Raw genomic sequence first — 19,459 nt, 5'->3', positions numbered from 1 at the left:
GGTAAATTCTCGCTATTTCACAGAGCCAGTCATGCCGGCCACAAATTGTTTCTGCATTAAAAGGAATACGGCTAGGGTGGGTATCGTTGCCACAACGGTCCCTACCATGATGATGCCAAAATCAGGAAAGTAAGCGGAAGAAAGCGACGACAATACAAGGTTGATCGTTTTCAACTCGGCTGACTGTAAAACAATCAACGGCCATAAAAAGGCGTTCCAAGACGTCATAAAGACAATAATGAATGCGGCTGCATACGTTGTTTTCATTACCGGCATGTAAACAAAGAGGTAAATCTTCCAATCTTTCACGCCATCCACTCGCGCTGCATCAATGAGTTCAGACGGAAAGGCTTTGGTGCACTGACGGAAGTAAAACACAATAAAAACAGAAGCAATGGTCGGCAGCATCACCGCCAAGTGCGTGTCTAAAAGTCCGGCTTTTGCCATTAGGGTAAAGAGCGGAATCATGACTGCGGCAAAGGGAATCATCATCGTTAAGAGCATCGCACTATAAACGCGATCGCGGATCTTGCTTTTATAGATCTCAAACCCATAACCAGCCATGGAGGACAGCAACAACGTAAACAAGGTGCTAATAATGGCGATTTTTGACGTGTTGTAAAAAATCTGCCAGAGATCCACCTGCTCATTCAGCTTCATTAGGTTGACGAATAGCTGATCACCAAACGTAAACTTACCCGTGTTGACTTGAGTCGCGGTATTGGTGCTTGATACAACCATCCAATAAAATGGAAACAATGACACTAAAGAGAATAATGACAAAAATAGATACATTAGCCAACGTAAGGCTTTATTTTTATTATTCATTATTTGTCCCTCGCAATTCTAAATTGTAGCATCGCTAGAATCGCAGCAAAAAATACAATGACGTAAGATACTGTCGCCGCATAGCCAAAGTTAGGAACAAATTTGAAGGACAGATCATAAATATACATCGACAACGTTAACGTTTCATTAGCTGGCCCACCAGCCGTTATATTTACCACTTCATCAAAGAGCTGTAATGTCCCTATTGTTGACATGACGGTTGTAAATAAAATAACAGGTTTTAAAAGTGGTACCGTAATAAAGAAAAACTGCTTAATTGGGCTAACCCCTTCAATGCGAGCGGCTTCATAAATAGATTTATCGATATTTTGCATTGCAGACAAGAAGAAGATCATGTTGTAGCCAGTCCAGCGCCACGTGATTGCAATAATGATCGTCACCTTGGCCCAGAAAGGATCCGCCATCCATGGGATTGGACCATCAACCAACCCCGTCCAAAGTAGGAAGGAGTTTACAATGCCTTCGTAAGAAAACATGCTTTTGAACAAAATGGAATACGCCACGAGTGAGGTCACACATGGCAAAAATATGGCCAACCTAAATAAACTTCTAAATTTAAGGTTTGGGGCATTTAAGCACGATGATAAAGCCAACGAAAGTAATATCATCACTGGAACTTGGATAATTAAAAATATGAAAGTGTTCGATAATGCCTTAAGAAAAACCGGATCATTAAATAGACGAACAATATTTCCAAAACCTACAAATTGCGTAACAATACCGCGGCCAGAATGCAGTGATATCCATAACGAACTTATGATTGGGTAAATCATAAACAAAGAAACCAATATTACTGCAGGTAATACAAATCCCCAGCCGTTTATATCATAGAATCTTTGAAAGCTATTTTTATTATTTTTTTTAGTGGTTTTAACCGTCTTAGTTAATTCACTCATACTCTCACCAATAAAAGAAGAAAAGGCCCCCACCCTGACTCGCAGCAGAAATGGGGGCAAAAGAAAAGCGGTTATTGGATCTGATATTTTAGTTGTTGCTCTACGCTCTCTAGCACTTTCTCAACGGGTGCGCCTTGCATGATAGATGGCATTTGCGCTGCAATTGCTGCATCCACTTCATAGGTAAACATACCGTAGTTGACTGATGGGATTTCAGCAGCCCATTTATTGAAGTCTGCGTATATTTTCTGACCATTGAAGTAACCATCTTCATGTTGATACGCTTCTGTATTACCAGCGGGTAAGTAAGAGCCTACCGCACCTTGTTGTTTCAAGATCTGATTATAAAACTCTTTATCTGTCCCAAATGTCGCGTTAAGAAAATCAATAGCAGCCGCCTTCTCTTGCGATGCATTTAAGACATACCAGCTTGATCCCCCAAGGTTAGAGCTGTTCACCGCGCCTTCAATATCCAATCGTGGCGTTGGCGCGACTGCCCATTTACCTTCTTGTCCTTCACCCGCTTGAACCGATGCGGTAATCCAAACACCTGAAGTAATAGAGGCAACCGCACCACTATTTACCGCTCCTACCCACTCAGACCAACCTATCGTTGGACGAGCAATATCCTTAACATGGAAATCGCGGAAAATTTTGATGCCTTCAATCAATGCTTGGTTATCTTTGATATTCAGGCTGCCATCTTGATTAAAATACCAGCTTCCAGCACCTTGAATCATCACACGTAACAAACCTAGATCAGACGGGTTATTACCCAGCATCGCGATACCGGTTTTCTCTTTAACTTGTTGACCAATTTCAATGAAACGTTCCCAAGTAATATTCTCAAGATCTTTCGCAGTAAAACCTGCTTTTTCAATGATATCAGTACGGTAATATAGACCCGTCACACCAGTATCGAACGGTAAACCATACACCTCGTCATTGAGTGTCATTACGCTCACTTTATAAGGGGCAAACTGGCTATAATCGATAGCATCAGTCATGGGAGCAAATGAACCTGGATAGGATTGCAGGTATTTTTGTGCGTTATAGTCTTCGATCAACACCACGTCAGGTAATGCCGATGTCACGCCTGAAGCCAGCATGGTGTGTAGCTTTTGTTCAATATCGGCCTTAGCAAAATCGACCACTTTAACATTCACGTCTGGGTGCTTTGCCTCGTACTTCTCCGCGGCTTCTTTCATGATGGCAACGTTAAAATTGGGATCCCACGCCCACACGGTTAGATCTTTGGCAAACGCCGTTTGACCTAAGCAAGCAACGCCAACAGCGGTAGCGACCAATCCTTTAATTAAATGCTTCTTCATAATTATTATTCTCTTTATGTAGGGAGTTCATTTCACATTGGAAACGTTTACATAAAGAATCTAACATCTATTTTTTACAAAAAAACCGATAAATTAATAAATTTGACGTACGTGCACTGACAAAATTTCTACGATGTGGAATCGGTCACTAAATTCACCCTACCAATATCAACACTCTAATTATGGCTTCTACAAATAACAGAGGCTACGCTTGGGTTTTATCTCTTCATAGGGGGGTGGTAATGATTACACTACTTACTACTTACTACTTACTACTTACTACAGAAAATACTCACGCCATTCCATTGAGTAAAAATGCTCGAAGTGACGTTACGATAACTGTTCAACAATCGACTCATACAAAGCATCTCTTAACCAAGAAACTTTATGATTCATGTGTAGGTGCGCTTTCCATATCAGTGTGATATCAAAATCGGCGACAGGTACTGGTGGGGGAACGGCCGTTAAAGTCGCCTGCATAAGACTTATTTCGGCCATCTTTTTAGGCACAATAGCAAACATTTCTCGGCCATGGACCAGGCGCCCAATCGTCAAGAAATTTCTTGAGATAGCATTGACGATACGCTCCTCTCCAATCGCATCGAGGTATTTATCAACAGGTGAGTGAAATTGTCCATTAGGACTGACGAGACAATGTGGCTTTGACACAAAAGTGGCGATATCGAGGGTCGTAACGTCACAAACCGAGGCATCATAAATACAAACATGTTGTTCGGTGTATAAGATTTGCGAAGAAAACGAGCTATCTAAGTCGGTAATGCTACCGATCATAATGTCTAGATTTTCTTGTTCATATATCTGAGTATAGTTATCCCGGTTTACGTTAATGAATCGAAGCTTTGCCTTTGGGGCTTGGGACATCACGGCATCGTAAATAATAGGCGCAAAAATAAACTCGGCATAATCAGTCAAACCAATCTTACAAACACCGTCATACTCTTTTGGTAGGAACTCCTGCTTGGGTAAGACCTTAAATTCAAACAGGTTCAGTATTTGTTGAACGGTAGGAAATAATTCGCTGGCCCGCTCCGTCGGTACCATTTTATGGCCTTTTCTTTCAAATAACGTGTCGTGGCACAACACGCGTAACTTTGAGAGACTGTGGCTCATCGCAGACTGACTAACATAACTTTTGGCCGCAGCATCGGATACACTCTGTGTTTGGTAAAGATGATAAAATGCCACAAGCAGATTAAGGTCGACACGCTTCCAATCCACCACATCTAATCCTGTTTTAATCATAGTTACTATCCAATCTATTAATTTGAGTCATTATACTGCAGTCCGTATTATTTGCATTAATTGAAAACCTTAGCTAAAGGCTACCTTGTGAGCACATTAACCAAAGACTCAGCCCCAAATACCTCCTTTTTTGCCATATTTAAATTATTCTTTGCCCTCGGCTGGGTAAGTTTTGGCGGCCCTGCCGCCCATATCGGATATTTTAGGCAAACATTTGTCGAAAAACTGCAGTGGTTGTCTGACGAGGAATACGCTCAATTGGTCGCCCTTAGTCAGTTCCTCCCAGGGCCGGGATCGAGTCAGGTGGGCTTTGCCGTTGGTTATCAGCGAGCGGGTTTAGGGGGCGGGATGATGGCCTTTCTTGGCTTTACTTTGCCTTCTGTCATTCTCATGCTCGCGCTGGCGCTACTCAGCAGTCAGCTAACCGAGTCGAGTTATTTCCAAAATATCGTCCATGGTTTAAAGCTTCTCGCCGTTGTTGTTGTGGCAGATGCAACATGGGGGATGTATAAGAATTTCTGCCAACAAAAACTCACCGTTACCATTTGCATCATTACTGCCGTCGCATTGTTACTATTTCAAAGTATTGCGACACAAATTATTGTATTGATTGCCGCCGCAGCGGTGGGCATTTATTACTTAGCCGCCCCTGATTTGCGCTCGTCCAATGCCAAGCTCAAACTCTCTTATACTCCAATCATTCTATTTGTTGTTTTATTAATTGGATTACCGTTGCTTTCCTGGGTATCACCATCGTTGCAACTCTTCTCTGAATTTTATCAAGCAGGTAGCCTAGTCTTTGGTGGCGGTCATGTTGTCCTTCCTTTATTGCAAAATATTGTTGGCGACCAGATCACTCAAGATACCTTCCTGACCGGTTATGCGGCCGCCCAAGCCGTTCCTGGCCCTATGTTTACTTTTGCCACCTTTATCGGCTACGAACTCATGCCAAGTGCACCCATTTGGGGAGCTATCGTTGCAACATTAGGTGTATTTATTCCTGGTTTCCTATTATTGATTGGGGTACTCAAAAACTGGCAGCACTTGGCTACAATACCGGCTATTTCAGGTGCACTTAATGGCGTGAATGCCTCAGTCGTTGGACTGCTGCTTGCCGCGCTCTATCAGCCAGTATTTACCAGCGCAGTAATGGCACCCATCGATCTTGCTTGGATCATGGTTGGCGCGTTATTAATGAAGCAATTTAAGCTCCCGATCGTGTGGATGGTGGCCTTTTTTGCTGTTGCCGGTGTTATAAGCCCAATGATGATAAACTTAATTTAAATCAATAATTGCTCTGATTTTAACCAATTTAACTCGTCATACTATACGGCAAGTCTTACACTGAATTAGGGGTAGGCTTGCCAGCATTGTTGCCTTTCCATCAATATCTTAAGCTTATCCCTCAACAGTTCACCACATTACTTTTACGCCGTATTCATTAACGCTAGTCATTACATAAGGTCACGCCATAGAAGTAACACACGTTTAGGAGATCAGTATGAGAATGGAATATGGAGCTCATAATCAAAACGCTCGTCATCACATCTACTCTATCAACCACGAATTAGAGACGATTCATCATACGTTACGCCATGATGTCCCTGCACTAAGTCGCATGTCGATAGCCCTATTTGACTCCACACATTCACAGCTGCATACCTTTGCCCACAGTACAAACGAAGGTCAGCCATTAGTTCGGTATCGTGCGCCTATCTCTGTATCGACAAAGCTTGGCCAACTCGCTTACAAACAAACACATCGCGTAATCAATGACATTAGCAATAGTGTGGAACCGACTTCCCCTCATTCAAGCTGGCTACTGGAACAAAACCACTTGGCATCTCTAACAATGCCAATCATGGATGGCAACCAATTCACGGGTATGCTGTTTCTAGACGCCAATCAAAGCGGCTTTTTCGATAGCCTAACCACAGACGAACTGATCATGCGTACGCAACCGATCAGAGATCTCGTGTGCGAACAAAGTACGTTAATCGAAGCAACAGAAGCTCTGGGGCACTCCGTTCGCACCACATCATTATCGGGTAAAAAAGACAACATTGAGCATGCGTATCGAGTTGGTCAATATTCCAGAATAATTGCTAATCATGTTGCGGCTTTATACCAACTCGATGATGAAAACATCGACCATATTACCCGCTTTGCATCCTTGCATGATATTGGTAAGTATTCGACGTTGAGTTCAAAGCAATGCTCATTATGGTTACAAGACTGGGATAACTCCACACTGATTGCAGGCCGAGTTCAGCAAGGCGTTAACTTAATCAGCCAACTCGCTAACCAAATAAGCGAACGAAAATACGCTTGCACGACCCTGCTTAAAGATATCATTCGCTACCACCATGAGTATCTAGATGGATCTGGATACCCATTCGGTTTAAAACACGAGCAGGTCCCTGTCGCAGCGCGAATCGTTACCATCGCCAATATTTTCGATGCGCTCACTAGTTGCCGCCACTACAGCGAATCTTGGTCACTCATCCATGCATTACTTGAACTCGAAAAAATGGTAGCCCAAGGGCAGCTTGATGGTAATTGTGTCCACTCTCTTCGTTGTAATCAGAGTAAGGTTAGGGACATTATGTTAACCACGAGCCTCTACGATAGCTAATTCGTCCTGTTCAGCCGGCATTTTACAAGCACATATTTTGAGTATTTACTCCATTTATGTGCTTAAGACCACGAAATATCATCACTCCCAGCTTGCAGTAAAAACATCATAAGGCTAATATTATATTTGTTAACATTAACTTAACAACAAAATAACTATAAATTATCGTTCTACACGAAAACGGAGTTCAAGAATGATACTGCCTAACGAAAGCACGCTCTCCAGTTGCACACTACCGCCGCCTAATGAAATGATCCTTAAATGGGCGAATGAAAGACCCGATGAGATCTATCTAAAACAGATTATCAATCGCGAATTTGTTGAGTTTACCTATGCTGAGGTCGCTGACAAAGCGCTACGACTCGTATCGTCGCTTAGAGCACTCGGTATTCAACCCGGCGATAAGGTCGCTCTAATTTCGAAAAACTGCGCCGAATGGTTCATCTGTGATCTTGCCCTTATGTTGGGTGACTACATTAGTGTTCCAGTATTTCCCACTGCCGGTGCTGATACCATTGAATACTGTATTACGCACAGTGAAAGTAAAGCGCTCCTTGTTGGTAAGCTTGACGATTCAGCCGCCACTGCTCAAGTTATCGCTAATCTGCCTGATGTGGTCAGCATTGCCTTGCCGTATGATACTGCGCCGCCATGCCAGCATACCTTTGTCGATCTCATTGCCCAACATGAACCGAGCGAAGATCGCCCTGTTCACCACGACGATAAGCTGATGTCTTTAGTGTATACCTCGGGTACATCCGGATTACCCAAAGGCGCCATGCTGACTTATGGGGCATTCAGTTGGTCGGTACAGATGCTCATCGATCATATTGGTATCGAAGCCAACGACCGCTTGTTTTCCTATCTACCTCTCGCTCATATTACCGAGCGGGTCTACATCTTTGGTTCCTCGATTCAAGGTGGCGTACAAACCGCTTTCCCGGAATCTCTTGATACCTTTATTGAAGATGTCAAAATGCATCGCCCTACGCTCTTTATCTCAGTTCCTCGTTTGTGGACCTTATTCCAACAACGTATTCAAGATAAATTGCCGCAAAAGAAACTCAATCTTTTACTGAAGATCCCCTTCGTTAATTCTCTGATTAAGAAAAAATTAATTGATGGGCTAGGGCTTGATCAAGCCCGTGTATTGGGGTGTGGTTCTGCCCCAGTGTCACCCGCATTACTAGAGTGGTATCACAAGGTTGGCTTGCACATCACCGAAGCATGGGGCATGACAGAAACCTTTGCCTATAGCACCATCAATCATCCGTTCAAGGCAGATAAAATTGGTACTGTGGGTAACGCAGGTCCTGGTATCGAACTCAAAATTGCTGCCGACGAAGAGATCATGGTTCGAAGTAAAGGGTTATTTTTTGGGTACTATAAAAACGACATTGCGACTCAGGAATGTTTTGATAGTGACGGTTGGTTGCATACCGGAGACGTGGGTGCGATTGACTCCGACGGCTATCTAACCATTCAAGGGCGTAAGAAAGATAACTTTAAGACAGCAAAAGGTAAGTTTGTTGCGCCAGTGCCAATAGAGAAAAAACTGTTCGAATACAGCCGAGTTGAAATGATGTGTTTGATCGGCTTAGGGCTACCTGGTCCAATTTTATTGGTTGTGCCACATGACTTCCCTAATTTTGATAAAGATCGTTATGAACGCACTGCGACACGGGTCGTTAAACGTATGAATCAAGAATTAGAGTCTCATGAACAAATCAAGGGCGTACTTATGATTAAAGACCCTTGGAGTATCGAGAACGGCATACTCACGCCAACGTTGAAGATTAAGCGACACCTTCTCGAACAGAAGTATCATGAAATGGGTCATAACTGGCCAAAAGGAAAACTTGTGGTTTGGGAAGAATAACACCCACAATTTTCTTCGCTATGTACGCCTAACGTATAAAAAGAGACGCTCATCGCGTCTCTTTTCTATTGTTGCTAACCACACTACACCCACATCATCGGCTCCTAGGTTCATTATATATCCCTACTGCCAAAACCATTTTCGATACTCTGAATCAACATCGTTTCGAGTTAGACCGATATCCCTTAATGCATGATCAGTCATACCATCAAGTGATTTTCTCGTTGCATAGTTGCGTTGCCATTTCTTTAATATGAATAAGAATTGCTTACTCCAACTCACCTTTCTGACCATCATATCGTGTCGACCAGTGTGAGCATTGTCTGCTGCATCTTGGCAATTCGTTATATTCAAGCTACTCATTGTCTTCCCCTCCTCGCTTTTGATTAAGTTTCGTGCAATTCTTATCGTGTGACAAACGATCAAAACTGACATTGAGTTAAGGAAAACTTACGTGAAAGATCGACTCCCTCCCATGCAAGGGTTGTACTATTTCTATATGGCGGTAGAAAAAGGTAGCTTTAAAGCCGCAGCACAGTCATTGTTTGTGTCGCCTGCGGCCGTCAGTCAACAAATACGTTTACTCGAAGAAACCTTGGGCGCTACTCTGTTTCATCGCGAACATAGGAAGGTTAGATTAACAACTGAAGGGACGTTACTTTTTGAACATACTCAGAAAGGAATTAAGCACCTTCAGCAAGGAATACACCTTATTAATCAAGATCCTCACCCCACTCGGTTATCCATTTCAACGCTTCCTTCCTTTGCCCAGCATTGGCTTGTTCCTCGCCTACAGGCGTTTCGTGAGTCTCATCCAGACATCGCTATCTTATTAGAACCAACAAATCGGCTCGTGACGTTTCAAGATTCTTCTGTCGATATCAGCATTCGCTATGGCGAAGGGCAATACCCAAGTATCAAGAGCGAACATTTAATGGACGACATTATTTATCCCGTTTGTCATCCTCTCTATCAAGAAAAACATGGTATTTATGGCGTAGACGATTTATCTCAAGCTGATCTAATTGAAGATACATGGCCAGATATGGATTGGAGTTTATGGTTGAATCGCGTCGGTGGAAAGCTGGGTAAGCCAACCCTTCAATACAACGGTTCTCATTTTGTCTTGGAGGGGGCGCTAGCGGTACAAGGTGTTGCGTTGATTAAGCACAGTCTGGCATGTCGTTACCTTCAGGAAGGGACACTTGTAAGAATAGGCCACCAAGCTTTAAGGCCACGATTTTCCTATTTCTTATGCGCCCCAGAAAACTACTTTAATCGAGATAAAATAGTGTTGTTTTCTCGCTGGCTCAAACAGCAAGTTGCCGAGTTTCAGTCTCTTCCACTTGATGATCTTGAGATAATAGAAACGGATTACACATTAGTTTGGAACAATCAATAAGAGGTTTGGAACAGCCAATAAAAAACCCGCCAAAAGGCGGGTTTTTTTAAAGATTAATCAAACAATTACTTGTTCGCTTTCTCTTCTTTAACTTTAGCAATAACTTCTTCAGCAACGTTCATTGGACACGGAGCGTACTGTGCGAATTCCATAGAGAATTGGCCACGACCAGAAGTAATTGTACGTAGGTGACCGATGTAGCCGAACATCTCAGAAAGAGGTACGTCAGCTTTAATACGAACACCAGTTACGCCAGCTTGTTGATCTTTGATCATGCCACGACGACGGTTAAGGTCACCGATAACATCACCAACGTGATCGTCTGGAGTAAATACGTCAACGTTCATGATTGGCTCAAGAAGTTGTGCACCAGCTTTAGGCATAGATTGACGGAATGCACCTTTCGCTGCGATTTCAAATGCGATTGCAGATGAATCGACTGCGTGGAAGCCACCATCGAATAGTTCAACTTCAACGTCTAGTGTAGGGAAACCAGCAAGAACACCGTTCTCCATCATGCCGCCGAAGCCTTTCTCAACTGCAGGCCAGAATTCTTTTGGTACGTTACCGCCAACAACTTTTGAAGAGAACGTGAAGCCAGAACCAGGTTCGCCAGGCTTGATACGGTAATCAATCTTACCGAATTGACCAGAACCACCAGACTGTTTCTTATGCGTGTAGCTATCTTCAATTTCTTTCGTGATAGTTTCACGGTAAGCAACTTGAGGAGCACCAACTGTAAGGTCAACACCGTAAGTACGCTTAAGGATATCAACTTTAATGTCTAGGTGAAGCTCACCCATACCTTTAAGGATGGTTTCGCCAGTTTCTTCGTCAGTTTCAACTTGGAAAGATGGATCTTCAGCAACCATTTTACCGATCGCGATACCCATTTTCTCAGAACCGCCTTTATCTTTTGGAGATACAGCGATAGAGATTACTGGAGTTGGGAATACCATTGGCTCAAGTGTTACTGGGTGCTTAGGATCACATAGAGTGTGACCAGTTTGCACGTTCTTCATACCTACGATCGCAATGATGTCACCAGCTTGTGCGCTAGTTAGCTCGTTACGGTCATCAGCTTGCATCTCAACCATACGGCCAACACGCTCTGTTTTACCAGTGTAAGCGTTAAGAATAGTGTCACCTTTGTTCAATTTACCAGAGTAAATACGAACGAAAGTTAGGGCACCGAAACGGTCATCCATAATTTTGAATGCTAACGCTTTAAATGTTTCGTCAGCAGAAACAATCGCGTGCTCGCCATTCTCTTCACCTGCGTCATCCATTAGAGGCTGAGGATCAACTTCTGTTGGTGCTGGAAGGTAATCAACAACTGCATCAAGGATGATTTGAACACCCTTGTTTTTAAACGCAGAACCACAGTATGTTGGGAAGAATGCTAGGTCACGAGTACCTTTACGGATACAACGCTTGATGTCTTCGATAGAAGGCTCTTCACCTTCCATGTAAGCTTCCATTAGGTCGTCGTCTTGCTCAACAGCCGTTTCGATTAGCTCTTCACGGTACTGTTCAACTTCGTCAACCATGTCCGCAGGAACATCTAGAAGCTCGTAGTTTTCAGGAAGACCTGTGTCATCCCAAACGTATGCTTTACGGCTTAGAAGGTCTACAACACCCACGAATTCATCTTCGCGGCCGATTGGTAGAACCATAACTAGTGGGTTTGCGCCTAGAACGTTTTTAACTTGGTCAACAACGTTAAAGAAATCTGCACCCATACGGTCTAGTTTGTTAACGAAGATCAGACGAGATACTTCTGATTCGTTCGCGTAACGCCAGTTAGTTTCTGATTGAGGCTCAACACCACCAGAACCACAGAATACACCGATACCGCCATCAAGTACTTTAAGTGAACGATATACTTCAACTGTAAAGTCAACGTGTCCAGGAGTATCGATAACGTTTAAACGGTGATCGTTCCAAAAACAGCTAACTGCCGCTGACTGGATAGTAATTCCGCGCTCAGCTTCCTGTTCCATGAAGTCGGTAGTTGATTCACCATCATGAACTTCACCAGTTTTGTGAATCTGGCCAGTAAGTTTAAGGATACGCTCAGTTGTAGTGGTTTTACCCGCATCAACGTGCGCGAAAATACCAATATTTCTGTATTTTGATAAATCAGTCATCGTTTTACTCTGTTAATAGGATATAAAATGCGCGCAGAGTATATCACAATCTGCTAAGACGGATACCATTGCGTGCACTTGCATTAAAAAAAGTTATACCCATAAGCGTCGACTATGACGCAACTTCATCTAAATTAAGATGAAAGCCTGCCCCACTATGCCTCATGCTCGAGAGTACCCTTCATAAGTTTGCAGTTAATTTTAGCTGCTCTTTGTGATTTTTCGATGTCATTTCTAGAAATCACAGCTTTAGTAGGCGACATTCTACCTAAAATTTCAGAAAAGCCACTACTAAAAATTGCAAAAACGCTGTTATTTTAAACTCACGGGTTTGATTCATTACAGTTCATCAAAGGCAGATATCGCTTCTGACAACTTCTTAACCCCATGAATTTGCATACCTTCAATGCCACCTTTCGGCATATTCGCGGCGGGAACTATGGCCCTTTTAAAGCCGTGTTTAAAGGCTTCCATCAATCGCTCTTGTCCACTTGGGACAGGGCGAATCTCACCAGCAAGGCCTACCTCACCAAATACCACGACATCTTTTGGAAGCGGGCGGTCTTTGAAGCTCGACAACAGAGCCATTACCAAGGCTAGATCGGCACTCGTTTCCGTAACCTTGACACCACCAACGACATTCACAAAGACATCTTGATCCGCCATTTGCAGGCCGCCATGCTTGTGCAAGACCGCCAGTAGAAGTGACAATCGATTTTGATCGAGACCAACAGAAACACGCCTTGGGTTAGCCAATTGACTGTAATCCACTAGAGCCTGAATTTCGACGAGAAGCGGGCGCGTGCCTTCCCACACCACCATCACTGAACTGCCTGATGTTTCCTCTTCCCCTCGTGAAAGAAAAATAGCGGAAGGATTACTGACTTCTTTTAAGCCTTGTTCCGTCATAGCAAAAACACCCAGTTCATTAACTGCGCCAAAACGGTTTTTGTGGCTGCGCAGCGTTCGGAAGCGACTGTCTGTTCCACCATCAAGCAATACTGAACAATCAATAATGTGCTCTAGTACTTTGGGCCCGGCCAATATGCCATCTTTGGTCACGTGTCCAACCATAAAAATGGCTACGTTATTTTGTTTGGCATAGCGAGTCAGCGTGGTCGCCGATTCACGCACTTGCGCAACGCTCCCTGGTGACGATTGGACGTCTGAAACATGCATCACCTGAATGGAATCAATGACCATTAATTTAGGTTGCTCTTTTTCAGCAACTTGGCAAATGCGATCCACATTAGTTTCAGATAACATCTTAAGATGTTCTTTAGGGAGACCTAAACGGGATGCTCGCATAGCGACCTGTTGCAACGACTCTTCTCCGGTGACATAGAGCGTCGGCATCTGCGAAGACAAACGACACATAGCTTGTAACAATAATGTCGATTTACCCGCCCCCGGATTACCACCAATAAGAATGGCCGCCCCCGGCACAACACCACCACCAAGCACACGATCAAGCTCTTTAAAGCCACTAGAAAAGCGAGGGACTTCTTGAAGGTCTATCTCGGACAAGGTTTGAACACCCGAATCGGTCACGCCCCCAGCATAACCTGCCAATCGTTCATTGCGAGCAACTTGCGGTGATGCGGCTAACCTGACTTCAGAAATTGTATTCCACGCGCCACACGCATTACACTGCCCTTGCCAACGAGGAAAGTCCGCTCCGCAATCATTACACACGTAAGCTCTTTTCACTTTTGCCATATTTATTACTACCTCATTGACAGAAATTACGTAAAGAAATGCAACGGCTTGCATTTCATTGTTCATCAAAGCGACAAACGCTCACCTTGTACCACAAAATTATTGCCAAGACGCGACAACACACTAAGAATACTGCGTCAAAATGTCGTAGTATCGATAGCATATATCGCTAAGGATTGCGGTAAACTTGCCGATAAACATTATTGTGCTGTTATATCGATGATGGCACTGCCATCAAATAGGGACACTTTAACAAAACTCATGCAGCAATCTGAAATACTTTCTCTCGCAGAACGCCTAATACCCGCTTATCGCGCCGAAGATTTTGAATTTGTGTTGAAACAAATCACAGATGGCGAAACACCGTCGGCCAAGCTTCTCGTTAAAATGGAGCTGAATCGGTTGATGGCGCCATGCCACAAACGAATTGACCTTAGAGGGCGAGTCTCCTCCCCCTGCTACGAGTATCAATTTGATGGCATGACTCATTGGCTCGATGATAGAGCGTTCAATATGTACCACAAACTGACTAAAAAGTTTGGTGGATACACAGAAGGTGCATGGGAAGCGATCGTTAACAAACAGACGATAAGCTCAATTGGTAGCGAACAAAAACTCAAACATGAGGGGGAGCTCACCGACCCCAAAAGCCCCTATGCCGCTGAAGCCATCAATCTAGGCTACGACCTTAAACGGAAAGAAAATCGACTGAGGCTCGAGTCTCAAGTCTTAATTGAGCTTGAAAATGGTGAACAAGTCCACGGATTAAGCGTTGACCTTTCCAGCTCCGGCGCGAAATTCAAGGTGCCGGGTACCTTTGATTACGATCTAGGGCAAATTATCAAGGTACGTTTTGAAGAGCTTGCTCAAGGGAGTAATGTTAAAGACATTGACTTGCCTATCGAATACCGAGTGCTTGGCGTTGATGGTATTCATGGTGTTTCACCAGTTAAATATCTGCGCACCTTGCGGCTCACTCACACAAATGCGGTTGAGCTCGTCGTAGAAAAAACATTGAACACTGAATCAAAAAAAATCCGTCATGATAATCAAGACCGGATCACTCGCGCACGGACTCGAGGCTATGAACACACCTATCTAAAACATGCCTGTAACCTACCTGTCTTTTTTAACGGCAATGAACTCAAACTCTCATTACTCACGGAAAACAACAAAGATATTTGGAACTATTGGCATGATGAGCGCCACCAACAAGCACTAGGGTCATTATTTTCACCTGAGCGAATGGAGCTTTTGATCAAAACAGGGATAAAAGGATGCAGTAACGTTCTCTACACGTTCACCCATGAGCACAATGGCATGAAGCTCTTCTATTCAATGATGATGCCAGAAGCCAGCCGAGAAGAGCGCCAGCTTTTCTGGCATATCGGCGCCAGAAAAGAGAGTTGGAAAGCCTTTCGATTGTCTGTATTTGAACTGGCAGAACAAGACGTCACATCCATTTCCAAACACTATAGTCAGCTGCTAAATAAGTCTGAAAATCTGACTCATTTTGGGATCTTGCAAGAAATAAGCGATCATACTTCTGCAAGCGATTACTTATTTACTGAAAAACCACGAATTTCCGCCAACGGATTAAATCGTTTCCGACATCCTCGTAAAATTGCAGGTCAACCCCGTGGGCTTTACTTTGATGCGGAATCAAGACGAAAAGAGCCTCGTTATTCGTTTAAAACACCGGTTAGTATTGCTCATTCAGAAGATAGCTTACTCGAAGGCGTCACGCTTGATCTCTCCAAGCGTGGTGCAAGCATCGAGCTACTGAAACCAGCGACTTTAAACGCAGGTATGACGGTTTACGTCAACTATAAAGAGCTGCAGTTGTATAACAAAGCCCTTCCTTTGAACCAAGTTCCTTACACTGTCGTGCGCATGTCTGAGGATAAGAAAACGGCGTACCTCGCGATTACTGAATCTGGGAAAACAATTAAAATCATTGCGTTCTTTAGCGGCATGATTGAAAACAACCGAGATAAATTACAATTAAAAGAAGAAGTCCTACCGAGCTCTGAACTCCTAGAATCTTTGCACAATGTTTTACTCGGTAAAATGGTCAGTACGCCCATCTATATTGATAAACGTGGCACCTCAATAAAAAGCCGTGTGGTGGGTGTTAACTTTCCACTCCCAGGGTATCTACAGTTTTTTGAACGTATTGGGCACGATCAAAAGTTAGCTCTCGAACCTATCTTTAAAAATCGCAGTAATAGCCTCATTGCAGACCCAATGAAACGTCGGCCAGGGTCCAAGATTGTCTACCATGAACTGTATATTGGTGTATTGAAGTTAGGCGATCGAATCCAGTCAATACACACTCGGCTTCGTGAGGATTTTGATTCCACTCAAAAACGCATCAAATTCATTAAAGACGCTTTAATGATGGGGGAGTTGTATATTTTGAGAGTCTCTTCAGGCCCGGTTTTTGATGCACTGACAACACTCATGAAAAAAGACATCAACGAACTCCTTACGTTGAGCCTAAGTCATGCAAGAAATTTAGAAAATGAGATGACCGCAATTTGTGGTTACTCTGAAGTCACCGATATCACCGAAGAGGTATTGATTCGATTAGAGCTTAACCGCTAAATAAGCAGCACGTTAGGGAAATTGAATACTCGTCATGACAATGAAGGCGCAGTGTGCGCCTTCATTGTCATGAGTAATACCCATTTTTGAGTGGCCGAATTAACCGAACCACTCTGTCCATGGCGAGCCTATGACCAACTTACCCGTTTTTGCTTCGCGAGTAGACCCGATAGGATACAGATAACCCCACCTAAACCTGCAAAGCGAATCGCGACCTGCGCTGCCTCTTCAACCTTTGGTTTGGCGTGATAAGCAATACCTAACCCGGCCGCATGCATCATCACTAGGTCGTTGGCACCATCACCCACGGCTATCGTATTGTGAGGCTCAATATCATACTCTTCAGCAAGCGATTGTAGGATGTCAGCTTTCATTTCTGCATCAACAATATCACCAATTACTTCACCGGTAAGTTTACCGTCAATAATCTCCAGCGTATTCGATTGTGCATAATCAAGTGACAATTCTTGTTTTAAAAAATCAGAGAAATACGTAAAGCCACCCGAAGCAATCGCCGTTTTCCAGCCGCGAAGCTGGAAAGTTTTAATCATTTCGCGCAGTTCTGGCATCATTGGAAGGTCTGCACGAACGGCACTTAAAATCGATTCATCAGCCCCTTTCAGTGCGCCTACGCGTTGTCGCAAACTTTGTTCGAAATCCAGCTCACCTTGCATCGCTCGCTCGGTGACAGCTGCGACCTGTACCCCCACACCTGCGAGTGTTGCTATCTCATCAATGCACTCAATTTGGATTGCAGTTGAGTCCATATCCAACACAATCACACCCGGTTTATTAAGATCCGGCACATCACACAATGTTGCAAAATCCACCTGCAGTTCAGACAATATCGCTTCATGTCTTGGGGTTAATCGACCAGCCATCAAAGCAACTTCATATTCTCCAACCTGCCATGCATCTAACAGACGACTTGGGCTCCCCACATAAGAATCCATGTCATTAAACATGTCTACCGAGAGGTAAGGGGCATATACAATCCAAGAAGATTTGCTCTTTTCAAGTTGATGAGAAAGTAACGTCTCAGGAAAGCGCGTCTTTAAGGGAATGCGCTTAGAAATCGTTAAAGGCTTTACAGCGTCCATGTCTTATCCTTTATAAGAAAGTTACTAAGACGGTAACCTATTGCAATTTACTTGTGCAAGTCTCAATATGAACCAATCAGTAATTTCTTAGTACTTTTGTTAGATTATGGATGGTTCACTGTTTTCGTTTCGCAACTTTTTACGTATTGTCGCCTTAGGCTTAATTGGTGCGATGGTGTTTTTTATTGCCACGAATAGCTTTGTTATCAGCAAGGGCAATGAAAAGATTCAACACAATCAGCTCGAGGTATTGAGTAAGATCCTTATATCTCAAGCATCATTATCAGCAAGACAAATGCTCATCGATCAAGACCAAGAGCGATTAGGCGCATTGACGAACCAATTAGCCACAGAGCGATTGGTGCTCGATGCCACCGTATATAACGCCGAAGGTGTTAAGGTTGCCGCCAGTACTGATGCCATGTCGGCCAGAGAGGTATTAGGCCTAGATACGCCGCTCTCGACGGCCAGCATTGGCCGCCAGCAACTCATTGAACCCATCATCAACGACAACAGCATTATTGGCTTTGTGCGTATTACGTTTGAGACCGGTAAAGTGACCGCGATTTCCGATCATCACTATCGAAAAAGTGATCGCTACATGTACATGATGATCGTCATGAGTTTCATCTCCGGAATTTTGTTGCTTGTCATTCTTCGTCGTCCATCGAAAACGAAAGGTGAAAACCTGTTACTTAAGCAGCCTTAAGAATAAGCGCCATAAAAAAAGCCTCGCAAATGCGAGGCTTGTTGTTTCATATACCGTCCTGATAAAACTGAAGCACCTTTTTCAAAAACTAAAGCGCTCTACAGATTTACTCTTCGTCGCCCAGCAGTACTGAATCCAACGCAATTTCCATCATCTCGTTAAACGTAGTCGCACGCTCATCAGAGGTCGTTTGTTCACCCGTCTTAATGTGATCCGACACCGTACAAATCGCGAGTGCTTTCGCGCCATATTCAGCGGCAACACCGTAGATCCCGGCGGCTTCCATTTCGACACCGACGATACCGTATTTGTCCATCACATCGAACATTTCAGGGTCCGGCGTGTAAAATAGTTCAGCGGAGAAAAGATTCCCAACTTTAACATCAATACCACGTGCTTTTGCTGCCAACTCTGCATTTCTAACCATGCCATAGTCTGCAATCGCCGCAAAATCATGACCTTTAAAGCGAATTCGATTCACTTTAGAATCGGTACACGCTCCCATACCAATGACAACATCACGAACTTTAATGCTCTCATTTACCGCGCCACAACTACCAACACGAATGATCTTCTTCACACCAAAATCTTTGATTAATTCCGTCACATAAATAGAACACGATGGGATACCCATACCATGACCCATCACAGAAATTCGACGCCCTTTGTACGTTCCGGTGTAACCATACATACAACGAACGTCACAAACCTGAACCACGTCATCAAGAAAGGTATCAGCAATATACTTGGCGCGAATCGGGTCACCAGGCATCAATACAACATCTGCAAAATCGCCCATTTCAGCATTAATATGAGGAGTAGCCATTCGTTCATCCTTATCTATAAGTGGGAAAGTAAGTTCGATTAAAAACCGCTCAATGGCTTTTAATCAACAACAAGCTCAGACGACCATCTGGGC

General features: G+C 43.7%; 15 protein-coding genes. 6 read left to right on the top strand and 9 right to left on the bottom strand.

The genetic code is table 11. From position 1 onward, the window contains the following. Positions 1 to 12: 12 nt before the first annotated feature. From AB4405_RS01125 to AB4405_RS01110, 4 genes are all read right to left on the bottom strand, one after another. On the bottom strand, positions 13 to 828 hold the full coding sequence (locus AB4405_RS01125) for a carbohydrate ABC transporter permease (RefSeq protein ID WP_372059286.1): 816 nt from the start codon (positions 826 to 828) through the stop codon (positions 13 to 15). Then, positions 828 to 1,622 (bottom strand): carbohydrate ABC transporter permease, encoded by a 795-nt coding sequence (locus AB4405_RS01120; RefSeq protein ID WP_277869753.1) that lies wholly within the window; start codon positions 1,620 to 1,622, stop codon positions 828 to 830. Before AB4405_RS01120 ends, AB4405_RS01125 begins: the two co-directional genes overlap by 1 nt. A 194-nt stretch (positions 1,623 to 1,816) precedes the next feature. Next, the gene (locus AB4405_RS01115; RefSeq protein WP_102468418.1) at positions 1,817 to 3,076 is read right to left on the bottom strand and encodes an ABC transporter substrate-binding protein; all 1,260 of its coding nucleotides are present in this window, start codon (positions 3,074 to 3,076) and stop codon (positions 1,817 to 1,819) included. 330 nt (positions 3,077 to 3,406) lie between these two features. Further along, entirely contained in the window at positions 3,407 to 4,339 is a 933-nt protein-coding gene (locus AB4405_RS01110) for a LysR family transcriptional regulator (RefSeq protein ID WP_372059285.1), read from the bottom strand. A gap of 87 nt (positions 4,340 to 4,426) precedes the next feature. On the opposite strand from AB4405_RS01110, the gene chrA reads away from it, so the two are divergent. The 3 genes from chrA (at position 4,427) to AB4405_RS01095 (ending at position 8,853) form a co-directional block, all read left to right on the top strand. Next, positions 4,427 to 5,623 (top strand): chromate efflux transporter, encoded by a 1,197-nt coding sequence (gene chrA / locus AB4405_RS01105; protein WP_372059284.1) that lies wholly within the window; start codon positions 4,427 to 4,429, stop codon positions 5,621 to 5,623. A gap of 217 nt (positions 5,624 to 5,840) precedes the next feature. Then, on the top strand, positions 5,841 to 6,974 hold the full coding sequence (locus tag AB4405_RS01100; protein ID WP_372059282.1) for an HD domain-containing phosphohydrolase: 1,134 nt from the start codon (positions 5,841 to 5,843) through the stop codon (positions 6,972 to 6,974). A gap of 193 nt (positions 6,975 to 7,167) precedes the next feature. Beyond that, positions 7,168 to 8,853 (top strand): AMP-binding protein, encoded by a 1,686-nt coding sequence (locus AB4405_RS01095; protein ID WP_372059281.1) that lies wholly within the window; start codon positions 7,168 to 7,170, stop codon positions 8,851 to 8,853. Positions 8,854 to 8,976: 123 nt separating this feature from the next. Here the strand turns inward: AB4405_RS01095 and AB4405_RS01090 are convergent, their stop codons facing one another. Then, positions 8,977 to 9,216, bottom strand: a complete 240-nt coding sequence (locus AB4405_RS01090; protein WP_372059280.1) for a DUF1127 domain-containing protein — start codon at positions 9,214 to 9,216, stop codon at positions 8,977 to 8,979. A 91-nt stretch (positions 9,217 to 9,307) separates the two neighbouring features. Between AB4405_RS01090 and AB4405_RS01085 the strand changes: the two genes are divergently transcribed. Beyond that, positions 9,308 to 10,255 (top strand): LysR substrate-binding domain-containing protein, encoded by a 948-nt coding sequence (locus tag AB4405_RS01085; protein ID WP_372059278.1) that lies wholly within the window; start codon positions 9,308 to 9,310, stop codon positions 10,253 to 10,255. A gap of 65 nt (positions 10,256 to 10,320) precedes the next feature. On the opposite strand, the gene fusA is transcribed toward AB4405_RS01085, so the two are convergent. Continuing rightward, positions 10,321 to 12,405 (bottom strand): elongation factor G, encoded by a 2,085-nt coding sequence (gene fusA / locus AB4405_RS01080; RefSeq protein ID WP_372059277.1) that lies wholly within the window; start codon positions 12,403 to 12,405, stop codon positions 10,321 to 10,323. Between the two features lie 339 nt (positions 12,406 to 12,744). Continuing rightward, positions 12,745 to 14,124, bottom strand: a complete 1,380-nt coding sequence (gene radA / locus AB4405_RS01075) for a DNA repair protein RadA (protein WP_372059275.1) — start codon at positions 14,122 to 14,124, stop codon at positions 12,745 to 12,747. 261 nt (positions 14,125 to 14,385) lie between these two features. On the opposite strand from radA, the gene AB4405_RS01070 reads away from it, so the two are divergent. Further along, on the top strand, positions 14,386 to 16,731 hold the full coding sequence (locus AB4405_RS01070; RefSeq protein WP_372059274.1) for a PilZ domain-containing protein: 2,346 nt from the start codon (positions 14,386 to 14,388) through the stop codon (positions 16,729 to 16,731). 128 nt (positions 16,732 to 16,859) lie between these two features. On the opposite strand, the gene serB is transcribed toward AB4405_RS01070, so the two are convergent. Beyond that, on the bottom strand, positions 16,860 to 17,831 hold the full coding sequence (gene serB / locus AB4405_RS01065; protein WP_372059273.1) for a phosphoserine phosphatase: 972 nt from the start codon (positions 17,829 to 17,831) through the stop codon (positions 16,860 to 16,862). Positions 17,832 to 17,937: 106 nt separating this feature from the next. Between serB and AB4405_RS01060 the strand changes: the two genes are divergently transcribed. Further along, a complete protein-coding gene (locus AB4405_RS01060; protein WP_102468410.1) occupies positions 17,938 to 18,540 on the top strand; it encodes a YtjB family periplasmic protein in 603 nt (200 codons plus the stop codon). Between the two features lie 106 nt (positions 18,541 to 18,646). Here the strand turns inward: AB4405_RS01060 and deoD are convergent, their stop codons facing one another. Continuing rightward, on the bottom strand, positions 18,647 to 19,366 hold the full coding sequence (gene deoD / locus AB4405_RS01055) for a purine-nucleoside phosphorylase (protein WP_102468409.1): 720 nt from the start codon (positions 19,364 to 19,366) through the stop codon (positions 18,647 to 18,649). Positions 19,367 to 19,459 lie beyond the last annotated feature (93 nt).

Origin of the sequence: Vibrio sp. 10N.261.51.F12 (genome assembly GCF_041471725.1) — a bacterium.
In the GTDB taxonomy this organism is placed as follows: Bacteria; Pseudomonadota; Gammaproteobacteria; order Enterobacterales; family Vibrionaceae; genus Vibrio.
Note: the sequence above shows the minus strand (reverse complement) of the source record. Positions and strands in the feature narration are given on the sequence as shown.

Bases quoted from the DNA above. Each gene is read 5' to 3' on its own strand.
- AB4405_RS01125 (WP_372059286.1), bottom strand. From the start codon at position 828: ATGAATAATAAAAATAAAGCCTTACGTTGGCTAATGTATCTATTTTTG.
- AB4405_RS01120 (WP_277869753.1), bottom strand. From the start codon at position 1,622: ATGATTTACCCAATCATAAGTTCGTTATGGATATCACTGCATTCTGGC.
- AB4405_RS01115 (WP_102468418.1), bottom strand. From the start codon at position 3,076: ATGAAGAAGCATTTAATTAAAGGATTGGTCGCTACCGCTGTTGGCGTT.
- AB4405_RS01110 (WP_372059285.1), bottom strand. From the start codon at position 4,339: ATGATTAAAACAGGATTAGATGTGGTGGATTGGAAGCGTGTCGACCTT.
- AB4405_RS01100 (WP_372059282.1), top strand. From the start codon at position 5,841: ATGAGAATGGAATATGGAGCTCATAATCAAAACGCTCGTCATCACATC.
- AB4405_RS01095 (WP_372059281.1), top strand. From the start codon at position 7,168: ATGATACTGCCTAACGAAAGCACGCTCTCCAGTTGCACACTACCGCCG.
- AB4405_RS01090 (WP_372059280.1), bottom strand. From the start codon at position 9,216: ATGAGTAGCTTGAATATAACGAATTGCCAAGATGCAGCAGACAATGCT.
- fusA (WP_372059277.1), bottom strand. From the start codon at position 12,405: ATGACTGATTTATCAAAATACAGAAATATTGGTATTTTCGCGCACGTT.
- radA (WP_372059275.1), bottom strand. From the start codon at position 14,124: ATGGCAAAAGTGAAAAGAGCTTACGTGTGTAATGATTGCGGAGCGGAC.
- AB4405_RS01070 (WP_372059274.1), top strand. From the start codon at position 14,386: ATGCAGCAATCTGAAATACTTTCTCTCGCAGAACGCCTAATACCCGCT.
- serB (WP_372059273.1), bottom strand. From the start codon at position 17,831: ATGGACGCTGTAAAGCCTTTAACGATTTCTAAGCGCATTCCCTTAAAG.
- AB4405_RS01060 (WP_102468410.1), top strand. From the start codon at position 17,938: ATGGATGGTTCACTGTTTTCGTTTCGCAACTTTTTACGTATTGTCGCC.
- deoD (WP_102468409.1), bottom strand. From the start codon at position 19,366: ATGGCTACTCCTCATATTAATGCTGAAATGGGCGATTTTGCAGATGTT.